The following is a 25610-nucleotide window of genomic DNA, read 5'->3' as shown; positions in this document are numbered from 1 at the left end:
CCCACTTTTGTCCTTAACCTTCGGTTTGGGAAAGCCGTATAAGGCTCTTTTTCTAATTTCGACCGGTGGGGGAGATGATAATCGCAAAGCCCTGTGTAACGATGAAGGGAGTCGTCATAAGCGGCTACTCGTGGGACAGGAAGGTGAAGGTTGACCTCACGAGAACCGCCCAGTGCCTGAAGGAGAAGGGTTACACCGTGAAGAAGCTCCTGCCGGGGATGATGCTCATTCTCGAAATGGATGGTTACGAAACGAGCGTCTATCCGAGCGGCAAGATAATAATCAAGCTCCTTGAGGACTCAAAGAAGGGTGAGGAGCTCGCTCGAATAATCTACGACTGCGCTGGAGTTCTGGAGGTGGTTTCATGAGGATTCCGGAGGACGTTAGGAAGGACATCCCGCTGACCGAGGAGGTCATATACTTCGACAACACGGCCACTTCGCTCACGCCGAGGCCGGTTGTAGAGGCGATGGACGAGTACTACCTCAAGTACCGCGCCAACGTCCACAGGGGGATACACAGGCTCTCCCAGATGGCGACCCACAAGTACGAGGAGAGCAGAAAGGTGACGGCCGATTTCCTCAACGCGGAGTTCGAGGAGATAGTTTTCACCAAGAACACGAGCGAGAGCCTCAATTTAGTTGCTCTCGGCCTTGAGCATCTCTTCAAGCCCGGCGACAAGATAGTGACGACTCCCTACGAGCACCACTCTGATTTGCTCCCCTGGCAGAGGTTAGCGAAAAAGCTCGGCCTCAAGCTTGAGTACATAGAAGGCGACGACGAGGGCAACCTCGACCTGAGCGACGCTGAGAAGAAGATCAAAGGGGCGAAGCTGGTGGCGGTTCAGCACGTCTCCAACGCCCTCGGCGTTATCCACGAGGTCGAGGAACTCGGAAAGATGGCGAAGGAAGCGGGGGCGATATTCGTCGTCGATGCCGCCCAGAGCGCCGGCCACATGGAGGTGGACGTGAAGAAGCTCCACGCGGACTTCCTGGGACTCTCCGGCCACAAGGGGCCGATGGGACCGACGGGAATAGGCGTTCTCTACATCAACGAGGAGTTCTTCGAGGCTTTCGAGCCTCCTCTGATAGGCGGGGGAACGATAGAGGACGTTGGGCTGGAGGGCTACAAGCTGACCGAGCCGCCGGAAAGGTTCGAGGCCGGAACGCCCAACATAGGTGGTGCGGTAGGCCTCGCCGCGGGAATAAGGTACATCGAGAAAATAGGGATAGACAAAATCGAGAGACAGGAGCACAAGCTGGTCAAGAGGATAACAGAGGGCCTTGATGAGCTTGAAGTGCCCTGGTACGGGCCGAGGAACCTGAAGAAGCACGCCGGTGTGGTGAGCTTCAACGTCCCCGGCCTTCACCCCCACGACGTTGCCGCGGTTCTCGACAACCACAACATCATGGTCCGCTCCGGCCACCACTGTGCCCTGCCGGTCATGAAGAGACTCGGGATAAACGGCACGGTTAGGGCCTCGTTCCACGTTTACAACAGCGTGGAAGAGGTCGAGACTTTCCTCGGCGTCATGGAGGAACTCGTGAAGAGCCTGAGGTGATTTTCCTATTTTCCCTTTTGAACGACTGCCGTTCTGGAAAAGGTAAATCAGAGGGGAAACTCTCCCCATTCGACGTTTATCGTCTCCGGAGTGCGGTAGATGAAAGCCGCCTCCCCCTTGTGGACGTGCTTCCTCATCGGGCCCGGTGGGACGCCGTTCGTCTCGTAGATTACGCTCTGGGTATCCGGGTCGTGGTAGAGGACCAGGCTCGGGCCGGCCAGGTTCATTATCGACTCTATCGCGTACTGCGTCGCGAGAACCGTAACCCTCGCCCTCATTGGCCGGGTTATCAGCGGTATGGCAGCACCGCCCGCCGTGGTGTAGGCCAGGACGGCGGCATCGTTGACGCCTATCATCGCCTTCCTCCTGTGCCTGACCACCGCGCTCACAACCAGAAACACTATGCCCGCGAGGGTTATGCTGTAGGTCTCTCCCAGTCCCACCAGGATGTTCTTTCCGAACTCAGGGGGTTTTCCGGAATAGAACGCCTCATCCAGGGGTGTGTAGCTCTCCCGGATAACCTCGGCGTATTTTCCGTCCGACTTCATGGCCTCGGGAACGCTCTTCACCTTTCCGGCAAGGAAATCGGCGTAGAGCCTTTCCGTCAGGGTTCTGTCGAGCCCGTAAACGGTCTGAACTATCGTCGCCGCGGTGTAGCCGTCGAGAATGCCCTCCCTCGCGAGGACTATGGGGTCGAGACCCGTTCCCTGGCCGTCCCGTACCCTGATGATGGTATCGAATCCTTCCTCTGGAAAGTCTCCCTCGGTGTCAAAGATAACGACCCCGTAATCAATCTCCCGGTATCTATCCGCAAAGTACTTCAGCGCCTTTCCCGGCCACTCATCCATGCCAAATATCTTGAGGGTTCTTCCATGGTAAACGGGGTCGTAGAAGGCCTCCTCCCCCTTTCGCTCAAAGAGCCTAACCGCTATACTGCTGTACTTCATACGGTTCACCTGTGAAGAATAGGGGAAGGTTCTATAAACGGCTTCTGGTTCGCCCGTCTAAACGACCTTCACCATCCTCTCCATCCAGGGGCTGACGCGGACGCGGATGTAGCCGCGTAACTTCTCATCAACCTCCCGGTCGCCGGTGTAAACCCTGACGAGGCCGTTCCTGAGCTTGGAGGGTGTCGCCACGACGATTATGTTCTCCTTGGAAATCCTCCGCAGAACCTCCGCCGAGAACTGCTGGTTCCCCCTGCCGAAGAGGAATCCAAGACCACCTATTACTGTTACAACGATTCTGGCGTTCTCTCCCGCGAACCTCAGCAGGTCTTTCTCCGCGGCATCTTTAACGAGGAGCCTGGCCTCACCGTTTCTGACCTCCACAACATCGACCCCAAGGAGCGTTCCATTGACGCCCAACCCGTCTTTTATTCGTTTTATTGTTGAGCCGGAACCGAGGAAGTATACTCCATCGTTCTCAAGGATTTCCTCAATCACTGCCTCCGCTATCGCATCAAGTTCGTCCTCTTCATCTAAGGGAACCCTCTCCTTACTGCCCTGGATCAGGGCCTCGACCACCGGGACGAGGGCCCTTCCGTAGGTTCTCGCCTTAACTTCATCGTGCCTGTAGGCATCCTCGTCTATGTCCCTCACGTCCCTCTCCCCCAGGTTGGCGTTCCCTCTGAGGAACTCCACCAAGACCCTCGCGGCATCCTCCGGTGAATACGCAAAAACTCCGGAGTACATCTTGACGCCGGTTGGAATGCCCAGTAGCGGAACCTCCCTTCCCGCGACGCTGAAAACGTCCCTCGCGGTTCCGTCGCCGCCGGCGAAGACTATCAGCTCAACCCGTCCAAGCATCCTCCTCACGAGTTCCTTCGTGTCGTCGCCATTCGTATCAGGAATCCTAACGCCGAGAACCTCGCGGTAGCGTACATCCCTGTGTCTGATGACCTCGTGGGGAAAATCGAACTCCGCCAGAACCTCTTCCCCCAGACCATCGGGGCCGGTTAAGAACTCGACATCCCTTACCTCCGCGCAGTTTCTCAGCTCGTGGAGGAAAAGCCTCACAACGTCGGCCGCGATGGGCCTTGCTCCCCGCTCTATCGCCTCCTCAACGACACCGTCCGTGCCCTTCAATGCCACCTTCCCGCCCATTCCAGCTATGGGGTTGATTATCAGTCCAACGCGCATGGTATCACCTCATGTACCTCCTCGCGAACACCGTCAGGAAGACCGCCCACATAAACATGCCAAACAGGGCCTCGACCGAGGCTATAACCCTCCCCACCCCTATCGGGTGGTAGTCGCCGTACCCGAGGGTCGTCGCGGTAACAACGCTGAAGTATTCGTAGTCGAGGAAGCTCAGGGTTCCAGAGATGCCTTCGACGCTCCGCGTCAGGAAGAATAGCAGAGGGAAGAAGACGTTGACCGCGCCGAGCCAGATGAGTATGGGCCTCTTCCAGTCGGTGCCGTACTTGCAGGTCAAATCCGCGAAGAGCCACTCGAAGGCGGACTCCATCCTCACGAAGAGCCTCTTAATCCCCTTCCTCCTGCCGCTCAGCCGGGAGTTCCTCTTGGCCACCATCTCCAGGTAGTAGTAGCGGTCGGCCCTCTCGAAGTCCCCGTTCCGCTCCCAGCTTATCCTGGCGAGGCGGTAGAGCACCTCCGCCGCGCGGTGGTTGCCGAACCTGCAGTCCTCGACTTCAACGAAGCCCTCGACGTTGAGCTCCACCGGGATGTTGGGCAGAACCGTGGAGTTCCAGGCAAAGTCGCCGTGGAAAGATACTTTCCGGAATATCAGGTTGCCCATGACCCGGGTGTGCACGAACTCGGGATTCCTGAGCCAGCTCCCCAGGATTTCGGCGTGGCCGAAGACGTTGAGGTTTTCGAGCACGAGGTTGCCGTGGAACCGCCTTATGCTGAGCCTGACCTGCCTCTTGAAGCGCGCCGACTGGTCGAAGCCTATGTCCCTGAGAACGAGGGTGGTGGCCTTAACGGCCCTCTCGCGCGATTCGAATGGCTTTACACCGTGCTCCTCAAGGATTTTCCGCAGGAGGGGATAGCGGACGTTTATTCCAATCCTGCGGACTTCGCTCAGGTCGCTCAGCTCTATCCTCCCGGTGGCTGTTCTGCGCTCCCCGTACTCCCTCTCGCCCTCCTCCCCCCTGCCTGTGTACTCGGTTGAGTTTATCATGACGTAGCGAACGCTCGAATTTCTGATGTAGACCGAGTTGGAGAACCCAACGCGGAGCAGGTTCAGACCGAAAACGTGGGAGCCGTGAACGGTGAACGTTCCAAGCTCGCTCTCAAAGACGACCAGCCTGCCCACCGTGGAGTTGTAGAAGGTTACACCCGGCACGCTAACGCCGTCGAAGAGTACCGTCCTGACCTGAGAGTTTTTAAAGACTATCGGCTTCTCGGCTTTGAAATCACTTATTTTGACGTCGTAGAGGTAAACGCCCTCAAAATAGGTCTGGCCCGCCCTGAGCCTTTTAAGAAAAGCCTCCTCCTTCACCCTCTTTATTTCATCCCCCAAAAGCCTCTCACCCTCGTCGTAGGGGATGTGGAGGGGGCAGTAGGCCGAGCCCTCGACGGGCTTCAGCCTGCATTTCCTTCCGTTTTCATAGACGTACTCGCACATGCTCTCCCCACTCGGAGTCTTCCGCCGGATAATTAAGGTTTTCTCCTGCTCGGGAGGGCGCGCATGTAGAAGCGCCTTCCCCCGTATTCGAGTTCGATCAGCTTTCCGTCCCGGATAAGCCCTTCCACAACGTCCCAGCCGGCCCCAGCTTTTCTCAGAAGCTCCCTCACGGCTTCATCCCTCATCGGGTGCACGGCGGTTATGCTCAGCAGGTCTTCCTCGACGTTTCCGGTTGAGGCGAAGGCGTTCCCCTCATAGCCTATTAGGTACTCGACGCGCTCTTCCCCAAGGCGCTCGCTGAACAGCTGGTATGCGACGTGTATCGTCTCCTCGCCCGCAGGTTCGACCCACGGTTCGGCAGGAGGCCTCGTGGGGATTCCTATGTACGCCCTGTCCGGCTTGAGCTCCGCCAGAAAGTCAGCAATTTTCTCAAGCTCTCCGTCGTAATCAACGTTTATCAGCATGGTCTCGGTAACGAGCTTTCCTTCGAAGCCGTCCGCGAAGGTCAGCATGCCGTCGAGGATTTTCTCAAGTGAGAGGCTCCTGTGGGGCCTGTCCACCCTGCGCCAGAGGGGTTCGCTCACTGCGTCGAGCTTAAGTGAGACGAAGTCGAACTCAAAAAGCTCCTCCCTCACGTCCTCGCGCCATATCAGCGAGGAGTTCGTGAGTATCGCCAGGGCTATCCCGAGGGTTTTCAGCATCTCCACCTCTCTGGACAGGTTTACGTCGAGCGTAGGCTCTCCGTCGGGAACGAAGGTGATGTAGTCTATCCTTTCCCCGGCCGCTTCGGCCTTCTCGACCTTCCGCGAAACATCCTCGAAGATTAGTTCCGGCTCGTAGAACGCCCTCCTCTCAACCTCCATTCTCAGGGTTCTGCCTATCTGGCAGTAGACGCAGGCGTAGGAGCAGACCTTGTCGGGTATGTTGTTCACCCCGAGACTCTTACCGAGCCTCCTCGATGGAACCGGACCGAAGGCTATCATGTCACCACCAGAATTAGGTTAACCTAAAGGCGTATAAGGTTTTGCCTAACCCCTGAGCCTCCGGAAGTACGCCTTCATTGCACTCCAGTTGAGGGCGATATGGACGAAGGATAGGCCAAAGAAAGCGAAGCCGAGGTATATGTGGAGCGTGTCCGCCAGCGATACGGGAAGGGTGACTCCCAGCTCGGCCGCCAGGGGAGCCACAAGAAGTATAACACCGGTTATCCCAGTTACCAGCCAGAGGACGAAGAGAACCAGCGAGACCCACATTCTCAGGCCGTGCCCCATCTTCATCCCCTCGTGAACCTCTTCCCATCGATGATTATCACGTCAGCCTTGAGCGAGCCCTCCTCCTCGCTGGCTAGTATCTCAACGCTCTCTCCCGGCTTCAAAAGGGCCAGCATCTCGCGCCAGTTGTAGGTGAGCCCATCCGGCCCCGTCCATTTCCCGCGGATTTCAATGGTGTAGTTGTCAACGACCACCACCCTGGAAACCTCATCCACGGCAGTCACAGTGCCGCTGACCTCCTCCCCGCCCTGAAGGGCGGGGGTTCCAACGAGGAACCCCCTAACTCAAGGGTGGAGAGGTTTGAGGGGGTTTCACCAAAACCCAATAAAAATGGGCTTTTCAGCCCCTCGGGGAGGGCCTTCCCCCCGTTACCCCTCCTCTGAGCGTAAAGACCGCTCAAATTCGGGGTTATGGTTTTAACAACCTTCTTCAAGATATTAAACGCTCCAACCAAGTCCGCGTTAAAAACAAGCCCCGTTGCGGGACACTTAAATAATCCACGAACGAAGCGAGCCCCCTTGTGGGGCTTCCCGCAAACAGGGCACGTTTTAGAAGTGAAAGCCTCACCAACAAGCACAACTTGAATACCATACTCTTCCGCAACCTCTGTGAGGCGTTTGATAACGTAATTAAAACGCCAGACGTGAGAAAGGAGGAAGTTTTGTTTTGCTCCTCTCTCGGAGTTTCTGGCAATACCTTTTGGATAACCAACGACAATTCTACTAACTCCCAAATCGTAGAGCTTCTTAACCGTTTGTCTTACCGCCGTGTTAATGTAGTGCTTTGCCTGAAGTTTAGCCTTCTCATGCATTCTTTTGAGTTTCCTACTCGTTTTGGCCCCGCTCTTATTGAGTTTTGACTGGTAGTCGGCAATCTTTTTCCTCCAGTAAAAATCAATGCACTTTAACGGTCTTCCATTCACGAGGGAGCTTTCTCCATTCTCCACATAAATGGCCATCAAATTGTTTACTCCCAAGTCTATTCCAGCGGAGAGGTCTCCATTAGGAGTTCTCGGAAGTTTAATCCACTCCACACCTTCGAGTTTTTCCTCGACTGTGAGGCTTACGTGAGCATACCATTTTCTCTTAACGGTGTCATAAGTGATTTCTAAGCGACCTTGCTTCCCCTTCAGGTGAATTCCACCCTTGAATTGGATTTCAAGGCGTTTGAACTTGCCGAGGCCTTTGAGGATAAGTTTGTTCCCTTCAATCTTGTATTGGTCGTTTCTGAGAACGATTAAGGGTTTCCTCTTTCCGTCTTCTTTGAGATAGTTTGGTGGTTTTGGCTTAAGCCAAGAGGGGAGTTCACCATTCCGCTTTTTCCGGAGGAGGGAGAAGAATGAACGCCATGCTTCAGAGTTTTTTCTCGCTATTTGCTGGACGGTTGCAGAGCCGATTTCCCGTTTAAACTCTTCATAAACGGTTTTCTCTGTTGTGTTGAAGTCCACGATTTGCTCTTGGAAGAATTGTTGTCTCCTTAGGTAGTTTACTCTGTTCCAGACTTTAGCTCCAGTGTCGGCTAATTCGAAGAGGATTTTTGCTTGCTCCTTTGAGGGTTGGAGTTTGACTGTTACTGTCCGCTTCATTTCAAAGTATGGTATGGTTTTTGGGTTTTAAAAAAAGATTGCTTTCCTGTTTAAAGGCCTATTGGGGGGTTTATTGCATCCCCGCCGTGAACGGCGAGGCTTTCAAAAGAAAAATGTAAGTCCCGTTTACCGGAGCCGAAGGCAGGCCGGGGGATACCGGCGACAAGGACACTCTGTCCTCGGCCAACCTAACCAGAAACGGAAGGGATGTGAACACGATGAACAGGACGAAGGCGACGGCAAGTTTCCGCTCCATACAGATAATAGTTGCATATGAAACAAAATTTAAACTTTTGGGTCGCTTTTGAAAACAGATCCGTTTTCTTTAACAAAATTATTTACTCAAAATGTTTAAATTCCCAACGGTGTGTATTCCCCCGGTGACGGTTATGAGGAGATACGCGGGACTGCTTGTGATTTGGGTTCTCCTGCTTGGAATCGTGTCAAGCGGATGCATAAACGGCAACCCCTCTTCTCCGACGAGTTCAACATCCACCGTTGCTCCAGCGGAGAAAGGGGCGGCAGTTCTAACTCTGGTTGGACCCTCGGGAGAGAAGAATCTAACCCTCGATGAACTAAGAAAGCTCCCCCAAGTCGAGGGTACCGGAGGTTACAAAACAAAGCTCGGCTCGATAAAGGGGGTAGGCACTTACAAGGGAGTCCCCCTGAAAGAGCTTGTAAACCTCGTTGGCGGACTCTCCGATGAATACAGTATCAGGATAGTCGCCGCCGACGGGTACTCGATCGTGGTAAGCCACGACTTCGTAACGGGAAGGGGAATAGAAACAATGGATCAAAACGGGAACCCCACAAATGGAAGCGTGACTCCAATAATCGCCTACGAGTTCAACGGAAAACCGATAGAGTTCGAACTTGATGGGAAGGTATACCCCCTCCAGATGGCAGTCATCGGGAAGGGTGGCTACATAACGCCCGGAAACACCTGGGTAAAGGCAGTCGTCAGAATAGAGGTCATAAAATCGGCGGAGGGTCCGACGCCGGGAGAGAAAACCGGATACATTGAGGTCATGGATTTCAGAGGGAAGGAGATTAAGGTTTCCCAGCCGGTGGACAGGATAGTGGCCATCTACGGACTGGCGGCCCAGATGGTCTATCTGCTGGGGGACGGGAAGAAGGTCGTTGGAGGAACGCCACTGGTCATGAAAGACAGGTTCATACAGCTGATCGACCCGGATGCAAAGGACAGGATAGTCCTTGCGGGCGACCCCAAGAGCGCCAACGTCGAGGAAATCAAGAGGCTCAACCCAGACATCGTTTTTACTGCGGCATGGGGCGACAGCAGGGTTGACGACGCCATCGAGAGTCTGGACGTTCCGGTGATAGCCCTCGACCTAGAAACAGTGGAAAACTACCTGAAAAGCCTTGAGATAATGGGTAAGGTCCTGGGAAAAGAGGAAAAAGCGAAGGATGTGGCGACATACTACCGGAAGGCCATGGAGAAAGTGACGAACAGAACATCAAACCTCAGCGAGGATCAGAGACCGAGGGTTCTTCTGCTGATGTACAGCATGAAGAGCAAGGCGTTCAAGGCGCCGGGGCAGGAGTACTTCCAGAACAGGCTGATAGAGATGGCCGGGGGAATCAGCGTCTCCAAGGAACTGCCCGGCGGATGGAACGTGGTTAACGTCGAACAGGTTGCCAAATGGAATCCCGACGTCATAATAGTGGTGGGATACTCCCCGGCGTATCCGAGCACGAAGATAAAGGAGGACATCCTCAAAGACCCCGCATGGAGTGAGATAAAGGCAGTGAAGGAGGGAAGAATCTACGCCATGCCAAACGATGGCGAGAGCTGGGATTATCCCGCTCCAAAGTGGATCCTCGGCCTGTACTGGACGGCCAAGGTTCTCCATCCAGAACTCTTTACAGACCTGGACGTAAGAAAAGAGGCCAGCGACTTCTACGAGCGGTTCTTCGGAATAGGTATCACAGAGGTACCACTGGTTGGTGATGTGGATTGAGGCGTTTCATCTTTCTCTATCTCCTTGTTCTGGCCATCTCCCTGCTCATCGGAAGGCTCACATTCAATCCCCTCAACATGAACGGGCTAGCCAGGACGATACTCGTTGATGTGAGACTCCCGAGGATCGTCGGGGCATCCCTGGTTGGGGCATCCCTATCCGTCGCAGGCCTCTCCTTTCAAAACGTCTTCAGGAATCATCTGGCAGGTCCAAACATACTCGGTGTGACCAGCGGGGCGGCCTTTGGTGCCGTTCTCGCGATATTGCTCTTCACGTTCAACCCCTACCTCGTTCAGACCCTGGCTTTCGTTTTCGGCATCGCCGCAGTGTTCATTGCATACAGAACGAGCAGGCTGGTAGGAGACGATATCGTCGGACTTTTGCTGGCGGGGATAGCCGTCTCGGCCTTCTTCTCGGCACTCGTTGGCATGGCAAAGTACTTGGCCGACCCCTACGACCAGCTTCCAACCATGGTGTTCTGGCTCCTTGGAAGCTTCGCGGGAATCCGGTGGGCGGACTTGAAGTTCTTCTCCATCCCAATGGTCATCGGAATAATAGGCCTCACCACCCTCAGGTGGGTCTTCAACATCCTCTCGCTCGGAGACGATGAGGCAAAGGCCCTCGGGGTAAACGTTTCTTTTTACAAGAAGCTCATTATCGGACTGGCAACGCTCGCCGTTTCTGCCGCAACCGCCATCGGCGGGATAATCGGGTGGGTCGGTCTCGTCTCCCCCCACATAGCCAGGCTTCTGGTCGGCTACGACAACAGGAAGCTCGTTCCGGCGGCGGTATTCACAGGCGCCATACTGCTGGTAATCTGCGACGACGTGGCCAGAACACTAACCTCCGCCGAACTCCCGGTAGGAGTTGTAACATCCCTGGTCGGCGCACCAATCCTTGTGGCGATACTCTCCAGGAGGAGGGAGCATGCTGAAGGTTGAGGACTTGGAATTCTCCTACCGCAACAACAGCGTACTCAAAGGAATCACGTTTAAACTTGAAAAGGGTGTTGGGTGCCTCCTTGGGCCAAACGGGGCAGGAAAATCAACGCTCCTTAAGTGCATCGCGGGGATTCTCAGTCCGCGGAGAGGAAGCATCGAGCTGGACGGCATAGACATGATAAGGATGGATTTTAAAGAGAGGGCGAGGCTTGTCTCGTACGCCCCACAGGAATTCTCGATAGCCTTTCCGTACACTGTATTCGAGGTCGTCCTGATGGGACGCAATCCCCACGTGAACGTGTTTACTGGGCCGGATAGGAACGACGAGAGAAGGGCATGGAAAGCCCTCAGGGCCCTGGGAATTGAAGACCTAGCCGACAGAAAGTTCACCTCACTCAGCGGCGGCCAGAAAAGGCTCGTTATAATCGCCAGGGCAGTTGCCCAGGAGGGAAGGCTGCTAATATTCGATGAACCAACTTCGTTCTTGGACTTCAGAAACCAGCTAGTAGTTCTCTCCGTTATAGAGAAGATTGCGAGAAAGCTTGGAAAGCTCATCCTGCTCTCGCTCCACGACCCCAACCTCGCGCTCATTTTTTGTGACGAGGTTTTTCTGATGAAAGGGGGCCAGATTCTGGCACACGGTAAAGCGGAGGAGGTGATAACCGAGGAAACGATGAACCTTCTCTACGGACTCCGTGTGAGGCTCTCAAAGGTTGACGGGCTACCGATAGTTCTTCCCCAAAAAGTGGCGGACTGCCCAGGGATGGAAAATATTTCTATTTAACGGTTAGCGAGATCATTAAACAGAAATGTTATATAAGAACCGGAGTGCATAGGGTATGGTGGTTCCAATGAAGAAGCTCCTCGGCCTTCTGATCCTGGTCGTACTCGCCTGTGGCTGCATAACTTCCGGGACAACAACCTCCACGCCCGCATCTCCCGCTAAGGAGACGCCCACAGTACACATCAGCGGGATTACCTCTGAGGAGATAACCCTTGCCGAGCTCCAGTCCCTGGGCGGTGTGAAGTTCAACGCAACCCTCGTGAAGTCAACCGGAACCAAGATAAACAACACATACGTGGGGGTTCCACTCAAAAGGGTGTTTGAGAAGCTGGGGATTGAAGAGAGCAGGGTCAAGTGGGTTAGGTTCAGGGCGGAGGATGGCTACGAGATAACGCTGAGCATGGACGATTTAAAGAACGCCTACCTCTGCTGGGAGGAGAACGGGGAGCCTCTCGGCCCGGACAACGGCGGCCCGATCAAGCTCGTCATACCCGACCAACCAGGAAAGCTGTGGCTCAAATGGCTGAGCGAAATTAAGCTGATCGGGGACGAGAGCGCAGTGGTGGTACACGGAAAGACCAAAGTGACGGTTGTGGTGACCCGGGAAGACATCACCGAGCTGATGAATTCCTTTGGGATGAACGTGACTGTAGAACTGAAAGGAGAGAACGTAACCTTCAGCGGCGTTCCGTTAAAGCTCCTCCTCGATAAGGCCCGTCCCGATGACGATGCTGTGAACATAACCTTCACGGCAAAGGATGGATACAGCGCCACGCTCGATTTCATGGAAGTCTACGGGAACGATAAAGCAATACTCACCCCTAACTTCAGGGTGGTAATTCCCGGTGAGCCGAGCAGGACCTGGGTAAAGGACCTGAGGGAAATCGTGATAGGGTGATTCCATGAAGCGAACAGTTCTTCCAATCCTCCTCATCATCCTCGCATTTTCCCTCGGCTGCATAAACCCAGGGAACACCAGGGAAACGACGGCTCCCACGTTAGTGCCCCTCAACGTCTCAACTAGCGACTATTCGAACTGGACGGTCTACGTCATAAGCGGCGAGAACGTCACTGAGTACAATCTTGATGAACTCGGGGAGATGCCTATGGAAGAGATAACCGACAAAGACCTATCCATCGGGAAGACGAGGGTGTGGAGGGGCGTCCCACCCCAGAAGCTCGGAAAAGGAGACGTTATAAACTTCGTCTCCGATGACCTGTACCTGGTGAGCATCCCGTATTACACGAAGATGATTCTGGCCCTATACGTGGACGGAAATCCACTCCAGGGAAACGATGCGCCGATAAAGCTCATCGTCGACCTGAGCTACGGCTGCCGCTGCAACTGGATCAAAAAGATTCGCGTCGTTGAATTCGTGCGGAAGGAAGAGTGTCTCTCCGTCTACGGGGAGGTGTTCAACATACTCTACTTCTCACCAAGAACGCTCAATATCTTCCGAGGGGTAGACGCCATCGTAAAAAGGGAGAACAACTCGGCAAGACTCGGAGACATCCTGGATAAAGCGATAATGAAGGAGACGGCAAAAAACATCGTCTTCGTAACGGAGAACGGACGGATGAGGTACCCCCTGGAAAGCGTCCTCGAAAAGAACCCCCTGGTGGTCTACGAAGACGGAAGGTTCAAAATACCCGAGATGGGAATAGACAACCTGAAGGGGATTAAAGTTGAAAAATGAGGTGTTCGTATGCTGCTGACCGAATTTAAGAAAAAGGCCCTGAAAGCCATCGACGAGGAGCTCAAGGTTCTGGACTTCTCCTTCGGTCTGCCCTACACCTACGTGCTGATTGAAGGAAAGAAGGGAAAAGCCCTCGGTGTCACCATGACCCTCCCCGAGGAGATACAGAGGTTCGACAACTCCATCGAGGAACCCGCTCTGGAGGCGTTCATTGAAAGGGCCGACAGCCTCAACGTCATCGAGAGGTCCCTCGGTCTGGCGGCGATAAACGCGGTTTCCCAGTACTACATTGACCTCAGCAGTGCAGAGTGGATCGACGCCGTGGAACTGCTCGACGGCGACATCGAAAAGGTAGCGGTCATCGGAAACATGCCGCCGATAGTCAGGGCCCTGCGGGAGAGGGGCTTCAAGCTCTACGTCTTCGAGAGAAACCCGAAGCTCTGGGACAGGGAAACGCTGAGCGATTCCCTGGAGTACTGGCTCCTGCCGGAGGTGGACGCCGTGATGGCGAGCGCCACCTGCATAATCAACGGAACCATTGACATGCTCCTCGACAGGGCAAAAAACGCCAGAATTTTCCTGCTGACCGGTCCCACTGGACAGATTCTCCCGGAGTTCCTCAGGGGCACCGGGGTGACCCACGTAGCCTCGATGAAGGTCGTGAAGGTTGAGAGGGCGATACTTCATCTGAAGCTCGGCTGCTTCAGGGGCTTCTCCGACGAGAGCCGGAAATACGTCCTTGAAATATGAGGGTTTCTTATTCCTTTTATTCCGTGCCCCCAAAATGAACCATTCTGGACATTACGGTATGCCCTGCGTCACGAATCTTTTTAAGCCAAACCGGCCTCCCGAAGGCCTCAAGGTGAGAAAAATGAGCCAGAGAGTTGCCGTCGCGGTGAGGAACGCATCGGTCGCAAACCGCTACCGCTACATCCCCAAGATGCCCAGGTGGTTCTACTCCTTCGTGCCGTTCAAGGTTGCCACCGGCGGAAGCTCAGCCCTGGTTAGCCTGTACCTTCTGGAACTCGGGGGAAACGCCTCAACCGTTGGACTGACCTTCGCCCTCGGGAGCCTGGCCTCTATGCTCGGCGCGCTGTTCTGGGGCAGGGTGAGCGACAGGACACTGCGGAGGAAGCCGTTCATACTCCTCGGCTTTGCCAGCGTCCCGCTCTTCCTCACCGCGATGGCCTTCGTGAAGACCCCCGCCCAGCTCATCGCGGTAAACACGGTATACGCATTTTTCCTCGCCTCAACCCTATCGGTCCCCATAGCCCTCGTGCTGAGGAGCGTCAGGAAGCACAGCTGGGACCACGCCATCGGCAAGTTCAACGAGATAAGCGGCTGGGGGTGGGTTCTCGGACTGGTTCTCGGTTTCGGCCTGTCGAGGTTCCTGACCATGCCCCAGCTGTTCCTCGCCTTCGCCATCCTGGGCCTGCCCTCGTTCTTCATGGGGGAGCGGATGATACGGGAGGCTCCGATATACATCAACAGACGGGCTATCAAAGCGTTCGGCAACTACGTCGTCGAAAAGGCCCGCTACTTCCCCAGCTTCATACTCCACACCAACCTCAGCCTTCCAGAGGGCCTGGGGAGGTTCTACGTAGCCTTCCTGCTCTTCTGGGTCTCAGCTGGTATCTACTTCCCCCAGATGCCGGTGCTCCTCACGAGTGAGGGCTACACGAGGGAGGTTGTGTACCTGGCACTCATAGCCAACTCCGCGGTCTCGGCGATGAACTACACCCGCGTCGGGGCCGCGATGGGGAGAGAAAAGGAGGGAGTCCTGAGAAAGGGACTGCTCCTCCGCGCCGGGGCCTTCGCTACGATGGTGCTAGGAGCCCTGCTCTCCCCGGCGCTGCTCCCGCTGGCTTTCGCCTCTTACATCCTTGCGGGCTACTCCTGGGCCTTCATCGGAATCTCCTCGACTGCCATAGTGAGCGAGAGGGCGGGAGAAAAGGAGAAGGGCAGTGCAATGGGGACTTACAACGTCGTCAGCTCGGCGGGATACATCACGGGCAGCGCCATAAGCGGGGCACTCATATCATCGGCGGGATTTGGTGCGGCGTTTGGCCTCGGGCTTGCCCTGATTGGAGGAAGCCTTGCCCTGCTGAAAAAGTGAGAAGGAGAAGGTTCAGAACTTCAGAACCCTGGCGAGGACTATTAGCGGATCCCAGACGGGGGCGAAGGGCGGTGCATATGCCAAGTCCGTGAAGAAGACATCCCTGGTCGTGAAGCCCGCGGTGAGCATAGTTGCAGCAGTGTCTATCCTGGGCAGTATCTCGGCGCCGACGGCCTGGACACCGAGGAGTCTGTTCGTCTCGTTGTCGACGACGCCCTTGAGCCATATGTCCCTGGCGCCGGGGTAGTAGTGGGGCTTTGTTCTGGCCTTTATGAACGCGGTTCTGACGTCGTAGCCTTCCTTAATAGCTTCGGCCTCAGTTAGACCCGTCTTTCCAATCTCCAGGTCAAGGAACTTGGTTATGCTCGTCCCAAGAACGCCCGGGAAGATTACGTCCCGCCCCGCAATGTTGCTTCCGGCAACGTATCCCATCTTGTTTCCGGGCGGGGCAAGCGGTATCCAGACGCGCCTGCCGGTTATCAGGTGCCTCGTCTCGGCGACGTCACCGGCGGCGTAGACGTTCTCGACGCTGGTTTCCATCCTCTCGTTGGTCCATATCGCCCCGGTCTCTCCAATCCTGACCCCCAGCTCTCTAGCGAGTTCCGTGTTCGGCTTTATGCCCGTCGCCACGATCACCATATCCGCGGGGTACTCCCCGGCATCGGTGATAACTTTCTCGACCCGGCCGTTGCCCTCAAAGCGCATCGTCAGTTCCTGAAGGCGGAGGTTGAGGTGGGCTTTGAGCTTCTCCTCAACGACCTCGGTAATCTCCTTGTCAAAGGTTTTCCTCAGAACCCTTTCGCTCCTTCCAATGAGTGTAACGTTCTTGCCCCTCGCGACGAAGGCCTCAGCCATTTCAAGGGCGATGTAGCCCGTTCCAATAACAACAACGTCTTTAACGTCGTGCTTCTCCATGTACTCGGTTATGGCAACGGCATCAGGGGGAAGGTCAGCTGTAAAGACGCCTTCAAGCCCACAGCCCTCAAGCGCGGGAACCTGTGGCGAGGCACCGTTGGCGAAGACGAGGTAGTCCCACTCGTAGGTGTGCTCCCCATCCTCTTCCCTGACGCGGACGCTTCCCTGTTCGACCTCTATGACCTCGGCCTTCATGTGGAGGTCTATTCCCCTCTTCTTGATGAATACCTCTGGCGGGTAGTGCATGAGCTTCTCCTTCGGCGAGACGCCCTCAACGACGTAGGGCACTCCGCAGGGGGCGTGGCTGACCCACTCCGTAGCCTCGAAGACCTTGACGTCCCACGCGGGTTTGAGCTTTTTAACGCGCGAAGCCGCGCTCATTCCGGCCGCTCCGCCGCCTATGATGACCACCGTCTTCTCCATGAGCATCACCAGAAGAGGTTCAAAACCTAAGGTTAAAAAGATTGGCGGAGGGAACGGTCATTCCTTCCTGTCCAGGAAGTACTTCCTGCCCCTGACCTCTACCATGCGGTAGACCTCCCCCTCTCTGAGCTCCATTGGGGGTTTTTCGAGTTCGTAGGTCTCGTAGGTTTCCATGTCCATGAGCTGGACTTCTCTCGGCGTTACGCTCGTCACCATCGCCTCGCTCCTCTCGCCCTCAACCACATCCATGCCCTCGCGCTTAACGGTCTTCCAGTCGCGGTATTCGCTCTCGCGGGTGGCCAGGTTTCTCATGCTCATGCCCTTGCCGTCAACCCGCTCGACCTCGTAGACGTTGCCGCCCCTGTCCGTTACCAGGTCTCCCTTCTGAAACTTGGGGATCCTCACGCTCACGCTCGTCCTGTACACTTCCCTGCTCGTCTGCCTGTCAACCCCAACGAGTTCGTAGGCCTCGCTTATTGTTCCGCCAAAGCGCTCCCTTATCGCCTGCGCCAGCTTCCTGGCGGAGCTGGTTGACCCCATGTAGAAGTCCAGGCCTTCCTCCTTCTCTATCGTGTCCTGGATGAAGCCCATCCGGTCCCTGCGCATTATCTCGTCTACCTTCTCCTCGACGAGCTTTCCTATGGCCTTCCGTTCCTCCTCAGTCAGCGGCCTGCCCTCGGCGCGGACCTGGAGTATGGCCTCGAAGTAGCCGCCGAGGAACTTGGAACAGCGCGGACAGACGGTCTGGCGGACATAGACGGTAACGTGTTTGGTCTCGTCGTGAAGCTCGCGCTGAAGCTCGTGTATCCTCGCCCTGACCCTGACCTCGTAGGTGATTATCGCCGGGAAGTACTCTATGTGCCAGTCAACGGGCCGGAAGGAAACGAGGGCCTTTCCGACCGGAAGCTCGACCGTCTCGGCGAGCTCCTCGGAGGAGACTATCTCAAACTCCCTTACCCTCCCGTCCAGTGAGTCCCCGACCGTCTCCAGCAGGGCGTTATCTGCAACCTCGAATATAAGCTCCTCAAGGTCATAACTCGCCGGATCAACCCAGACGCCCCTCTTTCTGTAGCTCCCGCAGTTCTGGCAGAGTTCGGTGTTTATCTCGTCTTCAATGAGCAGAACGGGATTCTCCTTCCGGTAACAAACCTGGCAGAGGCCGTCTATCAGCGGCCCTCCATCGCTCTCGCTTATCCCGCATCTGTAGCAGAACCTCTCGCTCATCCCTCCCACCTGGGAGGAGTGAGGAAGGGAGTTTAAAAACCTAATCACAGGAAGAGCTTTGCCATCTGCGCGTGGGGCACGCCCGCAATCCTCAGGACGCGTTCCTCATCCACGTAACCCAGCTCCATCGCCTTGGAGACACACCTTTCCCCCGTCAGGTTTGCTATCGTGGCCTCCTCAAGCAATGAGCCAAGGACATCCTCATCAATAAGTTCGCCTTTATAGAAGCGCTCCTTCACCTCAAGCTTCAGTTCGCCCTCCCTGAAGGTCCTTCCCAGGAGTTCCTCGTCGCATGCAGCCAGGAGGACTTCCCCCTGAACCCTGTACACCTTGACGTATATCATGGAGCGACACCGGAGGGAGAAACGTCCGATGGTTTAAAAGTGTTGGGGAAAGAAAAAATCAAAAAGGCTCAAGAGCCCTCTGCCTCTTCAATGGCTTCTTTCAGTAGCTTCACAGCTTTTATCTCCGCCAGGTAGGCTTTTCTGAGTGGTGAGAGGATTCTTATGTCCATGAGGTGGTCGAAAACGTTGTCGCTGCCTATGAGGTCGAGCACCTGCTTGTAGTACTCCGCCGCTTCGTTGTGGAGCTTGAGGGCCTCGGCAAGGGTTTCGTTGCTGATGTTCAGCTCAAGGGACTTGTTGTAGAGCTCCTCGAACTGCTCGCGGTACATGTGGTACCAGCGGTAGCCAAGGAAGTTGAGAGCGGCCAGGGAGATTCCCTGCTCCTGCCTTGGAACGGGTACGACTTTAGTGCCATCAGCCTCGATCACCGGGTCCTGCTTGAGTACGACGAAAACGATGCCATTCTGGACGTAGTAATATCCAAGTGGGTTGTCCCTGTCCGTGGTGAGCTGAATCTTCTGACCGTTCTTCAGGACATACACCTTGCTTATGTTTATGTCTCTCAGCGCAATAACGGCGACACCGTTCTCTCCAAGGCTAACGTTGGCTCTCAGGGTTACGGAGTATATCTTCTTGTTGTCCTCGGTCTTAACGAACTCTTCTTCGGGCTCGAATACTTCAACACTGGTGTTCCAGCCAGCCACAAGGCTGACATTGCTCTCGCCACTTGCCACTTTGTTAACCGCGGTTACATTGACCATCACGGATGGGGCATTGTTCACCACAGGAACTTCGACCTGAACGCTTCCCTCTGAAGTGGCGACGTCAGCGACGATGGTGCCGTCTTTGACACTGACGTCGGCACTTCCACCAACGACTCCAACGGTTACGTTGGTTTCATTGTTAACAGAGATTTCCTCGATCTTTGCTTCGGTGTGGATGACAAAGTGGACAGTAGCAACACCGCTGTTACCTTCCTCATCAACGGCCGTGACTGTCATAGTGTATGAACCATTGGTAAGGTTCAGAATTCCGGTGTAAAGACCGAGGGTAGCGTTGTACGTGAGGGAATATTCCCTGCCATTGACTTCAGCGGTGACGTTCTCTACGTTGAGGGCATCGACTACTTTAACGGAGACCGTAATCTCACTGGTGTTGTACACGTTAGGTTCTGGGGACTGGATGTAAACAACTGGCTCCTTAATGGTAACCGTTCTCTGTGGAAGGGTAACCTCCTTGCCGTTCGGGTAGGTAACGACGACGGTGTAGTTGTAAGTTCCGGCAGGAAGTTTAAGCTTCTGAGCGATTCCAGTGGCGTAGTAGTAGTAGCCACCATCCTCGGCGCTGAGCGGGTAGCTCTTATCATCGATGACGACCGTGGCATTCTGGAGTGGGACAAGGCTGAAGACACTAACGTCAAAGGAACCGTAGTTGACAGTGACATTGGTTGGAGCGTTTTCATACTTGACGACCGGGACCCTCAGTGCGACCAAGGTGTTTCCACCATCTGGAATTGAGATCGTCTGGTTTAGTGATGCAATTGGAACATAGTGGTTGTTGATGTTAATGAGCAACGTGAAGTTGTAGACATCCCCTGCAATATCGTCCGGAAGTCCATCACTAACGTTAACATAAAATGTGGCATACATTGGGGCGACATCCGAATTCGAAACTAGATACCTGATGTAATCCAGCAAGTCAGTGACGTCGAACGCCATAGGACTGTCAGGGTAGGGGTGAGCATGGGGATACCAAAGGTCCTCCAGAGCCTCCTCGTAAGTCATATTCTTCTGCTGGGCATATGCACGAGTGAACGCAACGAGATACTGGCTAAGTAGTGTATAGTTGGTGTAGTTAAAGCCCTGTGGAAGCAACTGAATAGGGAACCAGAACTCATTAATCATGAAGTCCATGAACGGAATGTAATAGTTCTCCCCGTCAACCATAACTCCAACTGGAAGACCAGTACGCTTAGGAACTGCTAGTACAGGATAACCAGCGCTTGCATTGTCGTCAAATATCGTCACCCCATCAAAGGTCTCTCCCCTAATCGGGTGCTCTATTCCAACGACGGCCATGAGACTTGGGGTGTAATCTGCAGCCTTGGGAACATAGACCCACGCCCTCCCGTTGGAATTCCTGTATGCACTACCAAACCTAGCAGCATCATAGCTTATGTAGAAGTATCCATGGTCACCCCAGTCAGAACCCCACGAGTTGGCAATTATTAGGACTCCATTCCCATCGGTTGTCTGTTTACTGTCGTCGTAACCAACAATCGTAACGGCGTGGCCGCCAAAGACAAATGGGGCGGTTTTGTTGTATTTAATTTTATAATACTTTTCCCATACGTCAAACCAAGTATCGAATGCCCAGTCCACCATAGAGTTCGTTATAGTGTACTTATCATAGCTGAAGTAGTAGTTTGCCTCCTGAACAAATGTCTGATTCTCTGTGAAGTGCTCTTTAACATATTCAACAAATGTCTGGTTTCCAGTCCTGTTCGCTAGTGTGTTGAGCCACCTGAGAAATGACGAGGCGTCCATATCCGTAGCAATGTAGAACACGAGGTTTACTGGATAAGCAAACTGAACCACGTAGCCAGAGGCTAGAAGTCCCTTCAAGTATTCCCACTGAGTGTCATTGCTCAGGTCAATTACGTACCAGTCTCCCGGAACATTAATGTAATGACCTCCCAAGTATGTGTAAGAATCAGCGCTGTTGTGGGGCGCCATCATCCACTGGCTGAGGTTTGGCCAGACCCAAGCGTAGTTATCTGGGTCAACCCCAGGACCACCGGTGTAAACTGGAAACTCGTTATATGGCACGGCACCGACGGTGGATATTAGATTCATAGCATCGTAGGGGATACTTCCATCGTCATAGCCACCGTTTATTAGGTTGTAAGTGAACGTCGGGTTCATTATGACATCAAAGGAACTCGGATACGGGTTGTTTCTCCACCAGTTTAGCATGTACGTCCAGACGTAGTACGTGGAGCTCCAGGCATTACAGGAACCGACGCCTCCTTGATTCCCAATTGGGGGAAGATACAGGCTGTTAAAAGTCCTCGGGGGCAGAGACTGGGCGGGCAGGGCAAGGCTGCCACCTTCCGCCAAAGGAGCGGTTTTTCCGGGATAGAACGGAGCATTCCTGAGGGCTTCCTCAAAAGCTCTAGCATCGAGGGTTTTGAAGTTGATGCCCGTAACTTTAGCATACTTCTCGGGGGATACCCAGATTAAACCGGTCTTGTGAAGTCCAGGGACATCAACTGAAACCTGTTCTCCAAGTGAAGGATTCAATGCATTAACTGGCGGTGTTGGGATACTCGTTGAAAGTGCCGCTGGAACTACTGCCAACAACATCACTACTACAATCAAAAGACTCAAGGCCTTCCTATTCATCCTGCCACCTCCGGGTCGTAATGTTCATCCTTATTCTACCGGGGGCATCGATATAAATGTTTCGCACCGCGGAGTTATGCAGCAACCCATACACTACATGGGCTACCTAGGGAGAATGTTTTAGGACGCCAGGCGACGTTACTCGACATTAACTTTTAACCGCTTATCAAGTTCCGAAAACAAAAGGATACCCACTACAAACAGTAACACAAACGCGTCCACCCCGGGATCCAGGGAGTACAGCATCAGAGATAACACCACCACGAAGCTTTCTTTGCTCCGTTCACTGTTGTAGAGAAGGGTTCCGAGCAGAAACGCCTCCAAAATCCCCAGTATGCCAAAATCCGCTATAGGCTGGCCAAAAAAGAAGTACGTATAATTGGTGGAAGCGCCGAACAGGGAAGCCACCAGATGGCGGGGGTTATCGCTGAAGAGCAGCGAGCCATGGAAGAAGCCCCAGGGAAGCGAAAGGCGAACGAGGTTGTGAAAAGTCATGAAGGTAAAACCAATGCGTATTAACATCCCCCCCAAACCCCCACTCATGCAGAGTATCAAGAGAACGGGGACCGCGCTGAGGGCAGCCAGCCATCTCCTGAGCTCTGGATAGTCCAGGTAGACCACCAGAAAGTATGAGATGTACACCAGGAGGACGAGGGAACGGAACGTGCCCAGAAAGAACAGGGTAGAATAAACTACCATCAGGATGGTCTTCCATCGAAGGGAAACCCTGGAGTACGCCATCCCTATGACGGCCAGAATGGCGGCCAGCACCAGGGGGCCGACGAGCTCGTACCTGAGGGCACGCTCGAAGAACGGAACGCCGATTACAGCATAGAGGCTGATGGGAATCAGCAGGGCAACGAGGAGGGATATGTGAGGAAACACCCGAAAGGGGCTTATCCCCAACCGGTAGGCAGTCAAAATCAGGGCCGCCAGGGCTGGAATCACGGGAAAGTCATGGAAGGAAAGCACCAGGAAGAGTACCGCTAAAAAAGCCGGGCTGAGCTTTATCTGGGAAACGTATCCCAGAGCAAATACCGAGAAGAACGCAACGGCGTAAACCGCCCCCAGAAGGAGCATTGAAGGCTCCAAACCGCGAGAGTATATGACCCTTGCAAGCTCCCCGTCGAAATAGTTGGCGTACAGTGAAATGGCGAGGTACGAAAAGAAGGCAAGGCTAAAGATTTTTAACCCCCTCACTTTACCACCAATTAATGTTAAGAGAAGGACTTAAAAACTTGAGGGGTGTCGTGGAATGAAAAAGGAGAGCCTCTACCTCCCGCTGCTTCTTATCGCGTCCTTCATCATCAGGATGATACCTCACAGGACGCTCCTGCTTGCCACTTACGATGAATACCTCCACAAGGATATAACCCTGAGAATCGTCCACTACGGCCTGGGCTCAATATCCAAGGATATCCCATCCCTGCTCGGCCTCCGGGCATACAGCTACCCCCCCATGTTCCACATAATCGGGGCCGCGTTCTACAAGATTTTCCCCTCGGACTACCTGTTCTTCGTTCTCCCAGCGGTCTACGGCACCCTGGCCGTTCTGGGCTTCTATCTCGCCTTCAAGGAGCTCATGGAGGACAAAAAGCGTGCACTCCTCGCCGTGACCCTTCTGGCGTTCGCTCCGAACTTCATCTACAGAACGAGCCTGTACATACCCGAGAACCTGGGACTGTTCCTGTTCTCCCTCAGCATGCTCTTTGGGATAAGGCTCCTTAAATCGAAGAAAATCCGGGACCTAATCCCGCTGGCCCTGGTCTTTGCCTTGTACATGATAACCCACAGGGGATGGATATTCTTCGTTCTAGCCGCGCTCCTCGTGCTCGTCTCGTACTGGTGGGATTTCATAAAGAGGCATCTCCACTACTTCGTGGCCCTCGCGGTGGTTGCGGTCCTGGCGTACACACAGGTCTCTTTCATACACTCCACGCTGGGAGAGCTCGCTCTGAGGCTCCAGAGGAGCGAGGTCAGCTTCCTCGGATACTTCAAATGGATAGGAGTTGTTCAGCTCGTTTTCGGGGCAATAGCGAGTCCGTACTACTTCAGGCGAGGGGGCATAAGACGTGGCTTTGTTCTGTGGGCGTGGGGGTTCATATTCGCCGGCGGAATCTCCTTCCGCTTCCGTGACCCCTACGCGGCCATACCCCTCTCCGCAATGGCCGCCGAGTACCTCATCGATGTCATATTCCCTGCCATAGGTCCAACGCTCAGAAAAGCCTTCGAGGGCGTCAGGGGCTTCGGTGCGGAGTGGATACGGGATGTGTCAAAGAAGAGGTGGCTCACCTCGTTCATAATTCTGCTAATTCTGGTCTCCCCCCTCGCCCAGGGCGTTTACGGAGCCTATAAATACGTTGAAGCACCCACGGTGAGCGATAAAGAGGCCTACGAGTGGATAACCCAGAACACGCCGGAAAACGCCACGATACTGGTCTGGTGGGACATGGGGTATCTGCTTATAGGCAACACAAAGAGGAAGGACGTCGTTATCTGGAAGAAGGTCTACCAGGGCTTCTTCGGCGAGGCTCCGACGGTGCGGGAGGCCACACAGGCGTACTTTGACCACGTCGTGATGTTCAGCTCAAACCAGAGGGAATGGGCGTACTACCTCATGAAAAAATACAACGTGAGCTACATCTTCGTTGATAGGAGGCGCTATTCATACGGCCTCATCCGCTACGGCCTCATGGAGTACGCCCCCTACGACACCCACTTCAAGCTGGAGTTCTGCAACGGAAATTCCGTTATATACCGCTTCATCCCGGAGCCGGATCTACGGATCGAGCAGCCGCTTCCAGTTAACTACACAGGCGAATACTCCCCGCTGGTGAACTTCTTGGAGAAGTTCTGGACCGGTTACAACTACGCGGACTTCGACAGCAGATACAAGGCGTACTTCAACCTCAACGCGTGGATGGTTGACCTGTACTCGCGCCTTTACAAGAAGACCGGCGATGAGAGCTTCAAGGCAAGAAGGGACTGGCTCCTTCGCTGGCTTTCGTACAAGGAGATGGAGAACGGAGCGTTCCCCTGGGGGGTTCCACCCAACGACTTCACGCTGTACACCTCGTACACCCTCGAACCCCTGAAGGACGTTAACTTCGACGGAAAGGAGAGGTCGCTCAAGCTGCTGAAGGACAGGGAACGCGGAGACTTCTTTATGACGACCCCCAAGGACCAGCACGGGGGAATGGTAACGAACGCCCTCATGCTTCCAGTTTACAAGGATCTCGGCATATTGAACGCCACGACGGAGAAGAACATCGTCAACCAGCTGCTGAAGGAGCAGAGGGGGGACGGGAGCTGGAACGACAACCTCGGCACAACCATAGCGGTCGCCTCCAGCCTGGCGAGGTACTATCAGCTGACGGGCAACGAAAGCGTTCTGGACTCCGTTAAAAAGGCAGCCCAGTGGATGACTGGAGAGCAGGAGGAGAACGGAAAGCTCAAGGCAGAGAAATACGAATACGCGTATTCCAGGGCGACCTACGCTCAGATGGTTTACATCTACCACGTGGCCGGACTCACGGAAGCCGAAGAGAAGACGCTCAGGTTCATTGAGGATACGTTCGACCCCAACAGGGAGGTTCATCCCCTTGACGCGGTGCTCACAATGTACCGCTACTTCGGCTACGCCTACGGGAAGGAGGACGCTATAGACATGCTGAACGAACTCCTCAGTGCCCACCCCATGCCGAGGTTTAACTGATCCTTTTAACTTTTTAAATTTCGAAATGTTTAAATAGCAACACCCGTATGAGTAACA

Annotated in this window: 23 protein-coding genes; 10 read left to right on the top strand and 13 right to left on the bottom strand. The window is 54.5% G+C overall.

Features of this window, described 5'->3' with window-relative positions:
* Positions 1 to 74 precede the first annotated feature (74 nt).
* Positions 75 to 368: a hypothetical protein gene (locus E3E51_RS11035; protein ID WP_167913269.1), complete on the top strand. Its 294-nt coding sequence runs from the start codon at positions 75 to 77 to the stop codon at positions 366 to 368.
* Positions 365 to 1561: a cysteine desulfurase gene (locus tag E3E51_RS11030; protein WP_167913168.1), complete on the top strand. Its 1197-nt coding sequence runs from the start codon at positions 365 to 367 to the stop codon at positions 1559 to 1561. Before E3E51_RS11035 ends, E3E51_RS11030 begins: the two co-directional genes overlap by 4 nt.
* Before the next feature lie 47 nt (positions 1562 to 1608).
* On the opposite strand, the gene E3E51_RS11025 is transcribed toward E3E51_RS11030, so the two are convergent.
* The 8 genes from E3E51_RS11025 to E3E51_RS10990 form a co-directional block, all read right to left on the bottom strand.
* Positions 1609 to 2508, bottom strand: a complete 900-nt coding sequence (locus tag E3E51_RS11025; protein ID WP_167913268.1) for a hypothetical protein — start codon at positions 2506 to 2508, stop codon at positions 1609 to 1611.
* A 57-nt stretch (positions 2509 to 2565) separates the two neighbouring features.
* Complete coding sequence (locus E3E51_RS11020) at positions 2566 to 3702, bottom strand: ATP-NAD kinase family protein (protein WP_167913167.1); 1137 nt, start codon at positions 3700 to 3702, stop codon at positions 2566 to 2568.
* Between the two features lie 4 nt (positions 3703 to 3706).
* A complete protein-coding gene (locus tag E3E51_RS11015; RefSeq protein WP_167913166.1) occupies positions 3707 to 5152 on the bottom strand; it encodes a potassium channel family protein in 1446 nt (481 codons plus the stop codon).
* 32 nt (positions 5153 to 5184) lie between these two features.
* The gene (locus tag E3E51_RS11010; protein ID WP_167913165.1) at positions 5185 to 6135 is read right to left on the bottom strand and encodes a radical SAM protein; all 951 of its coding nucleotides are present in this window, start codon (positions 6133 to 6135) and stop codon (positions 5185 to 5187) included.
* Positions 6136 to 6180: 45 nt separating this feature from the next.
* Complete coding sequence (locus tag E3E51_RS11005; protein WP_240924329.1) at positions 6181 to 6429, bottom strand: DUF4405 domain-containing protein; 249 nt, start codon at positions 6427 to 6429, stop codon at positions 6181 to 6183.
* Complete coding sequence (locus tag E3E51_RS11000; RefSeq protein WP_167913164.1) at positions 6426 to 6647, bottom strand: hypothetical protein; 222 nt, start codon at positions 6645 to 6647, stop codon at positions 6426 to 6428. The genes E3E51_RS11005 and E3E51_RS11000 overlap by 4 nt, the downstream gene beginning before the upstream one ends.
* On the bottom strand, positions 6644 to 8008 hold the full coding sequence (locus E3E51_RS10995) for a transposase (protein ID WP_240924328.1): 1365 nt from the start codon (positions 8006 to 8008) through the stop codon (positions 6644 to 6646). Before E3E51_RS10995 ends, E3E51_RS11000 begins: the two co-directional genes overlap by 4 nt.
* A 70-nt stretch (positions 8009 to 8078) precedes the next feature.
* Positions 8079 to 8264, bottom strand: a complete 186-nt coding sequence (locus E3E51_RS10990) for a hypothetical protein (RefSeq protein WP_167913163.1) — start codon at positions 8262 to 8264, stop codon at positions 8079 to 8081.
* A 133-nt stretch (positions 8265 to 8397) separates the two neighbouring features.
* On the opposite strand from E3E51_RS10990, the gene E3E51_RS10985 reads away from it, so the two are divergent.
* The 7 genes from E3E51_RS10985 (at position 8398) to E3E51_RS10955 (ending at position 15528) form a co-directional block, all read left to right on the top strand.
* Positions 8398 to 9990 (top strand): ABC transporter substrate-binding protein, encoded by a 1593-nt coding sequence (locus E3E51_RS10985; RefSeq protein ID WP_167913266.1) that lies wholly within the window; start codon positions 8398 to 8400, stop codon positions 9988 to 9990.
* On the top strand, positions 9987 to 10931 hold the full coding sequence (locus tag E3E51_RS10980) for an iron ABC transporter permease (RefSeq protein ID WP_167913162.1): 945 nt from the start codon (positions 9987 to 9989) through the stop codon (positions 10929 to 10931). Before E3E51_RS10985 ends, E3E51_RS10980 begins: the two co-directional genes overlap by 4 nt.
* Positions 10918 to 11715 carry an ABC transporter ATP-binding protein gene (locus E3E51_RS10975; protein ID WP_167913161.1) on the top strand — a complete coding sequence of 266 codons (798 nt, stop codon included), beginning with the start codon at positions 10918 to 10920 and terminating at the stop codon, positions 11713 to 11715. Before E3E51_RS10980 ends, E3E51_RS10975 begins: the two co-directional genes overlap by 14 nt.
* Before the next feature lie 67 nt (positions 11716 to 11782).
* The gene (locus E3E51_RS10970) at positions 11783 to 12613 is read left to right on the top strand and encodes a molybdopterin-dependent oxidoreductase (protein WP_240924334.1); all 831 of its coding nucleotides are present in this window, start codon (positions 11783 to 11785) and stop codon (positions 12611 to 12613) included.
* A gap of 4 nt (positions 12614 to 12617) precedes the next feature.
* Positions 12618 to 13412, top strand: a complete 795-nt coding sequence (locus E3E51_RS10965) for a hypothetical protein (RefSeq protein WP_167913159.1) — start codon at positions 12618 to 12620, stop codon at positions 13410 to 13412.
* A 9-nt stretch (positions 13413 to 13421) separates the two neighbouring features.
* A complete protein-coding gene (locus E3E51_RS10960) occupies positions 13422 to 14162 on the top strand; it encodes a DUF364 domain-containing protein (RefSeq protein WP_167913158.1) in 741 nt (246 codons plus the stop codon).
* A gap of 121 nt (positions 14163 to 14283) precedes the next feature.
* A complete protein-coding gene (locus E3E51_RS10955) occupies positions 14284 to 15528 on the top strand; it encodes an MFS transporter (protein ID WP_167913265.1) in 1245 nt (414 codons plus the stop codon).
* 12 nt (positions 15529 to 15540) lie between these two features.
* On the opposite strand, the gene cdr is transcribed toward E3E51_RS10955, so the two are convergent.
* The 5 genes from cdr to E3E51_RS10930 all read right to left on the bottom strand — a co-directional run bounded on the left by cdr (position 15541) and on the right by E3E51_RS10930 (position 23038).
* Positions 15541 to 16872: a CoA-disulfide reductase gene (gene cdr, locus E3E51_RS10950; protein WP_206204570.1), complete on the bottom strand. Its 1332-nt coding sequence runs from the start codon at positions 16870 to 16872 to the stop codon at positions 15541 to 15543.
* Between the two features lie 51 nt (positions 16873 to 16923).
* Positions 16924 to 18090 carry a 60S ribosomal export protein NMD3 gene (locus E3E51_RS10945; RefSeq protein WP_167913263.1) on the bottom strand — a complete coding sequence of 389 codons (1167 nt, stop codon included), beginning with the start codon at positions 18088 to 18090 and terminating at the stop codon, positions 16924 to 16926.
* Positions 18091 to 18134: 44 nt separating this feature from the next.
* A complete protein-coding gene (locus tag E3E51_RS10940; RefSeq protein ID WP_167913157.1) occupies positions 18135 to 18434 on the bottom strand; it encodes a DUF424 domain-containing protein in 300 nt (99 codons plus the stop codon).
* Positions 18435 to 18502: 68 nt separating this feature from the next.
* The gene (locus E3E51_RS10935; RefSeq protein WP_206204563.1) at positions 18503 to 21838 is read right to left on the bottom strand and encodes a C1 family peptidase; all 3336 of its coding nucleotides are present in this window, start codon (positions 21836 to 21838) and stop codon (positions 18503 to 18505) included.
* Positions 21839 to 21976: 138 nt separating this feature from the next.
* On the bottom strand, positions 21977 to 23038 hold the full coding sequence (locus tag E3E51_RS10930) for a hypothetical protein (protein ID WP_167913156.1): 1062 nt from the start codon (positions 23036 to 23038) through the stop codon (positions 21977 to 21979).
* Between the two features lie 55 nt (positions 23039 to 23093).
* On the opposite strand from E3E51_RS10930, the gene E3E51_RS10925 reads away from it, so the two are divergent.
* Positions 23094 to 25553 carry a glycosyltransferase family 39 protein gene (locus E3E51_RS10925; protein ID WP_167913155.1) on the top strand — a complete coding sequence of 820 codons (2460 nt, stop codon included), beginning with the start codon at positions 23094 to 23096 and terminating at the stop codon, positions 25551 to 25553.
* Positions 25554 to 25610: the final 57 nt, after the last annotated feature.

The sequence above is a fragment of the Thermococcus sp. 21S7 genome, assembly GCF_012027615.1.
Lineage (GTDB): Archaea > Methanobacteriota_B > Thermococci > Thermococcales > Thermococcaceae > Thermococcus.
This window is presented reverse-complemented; position numbering and strand designations above follow the sequence as displayed.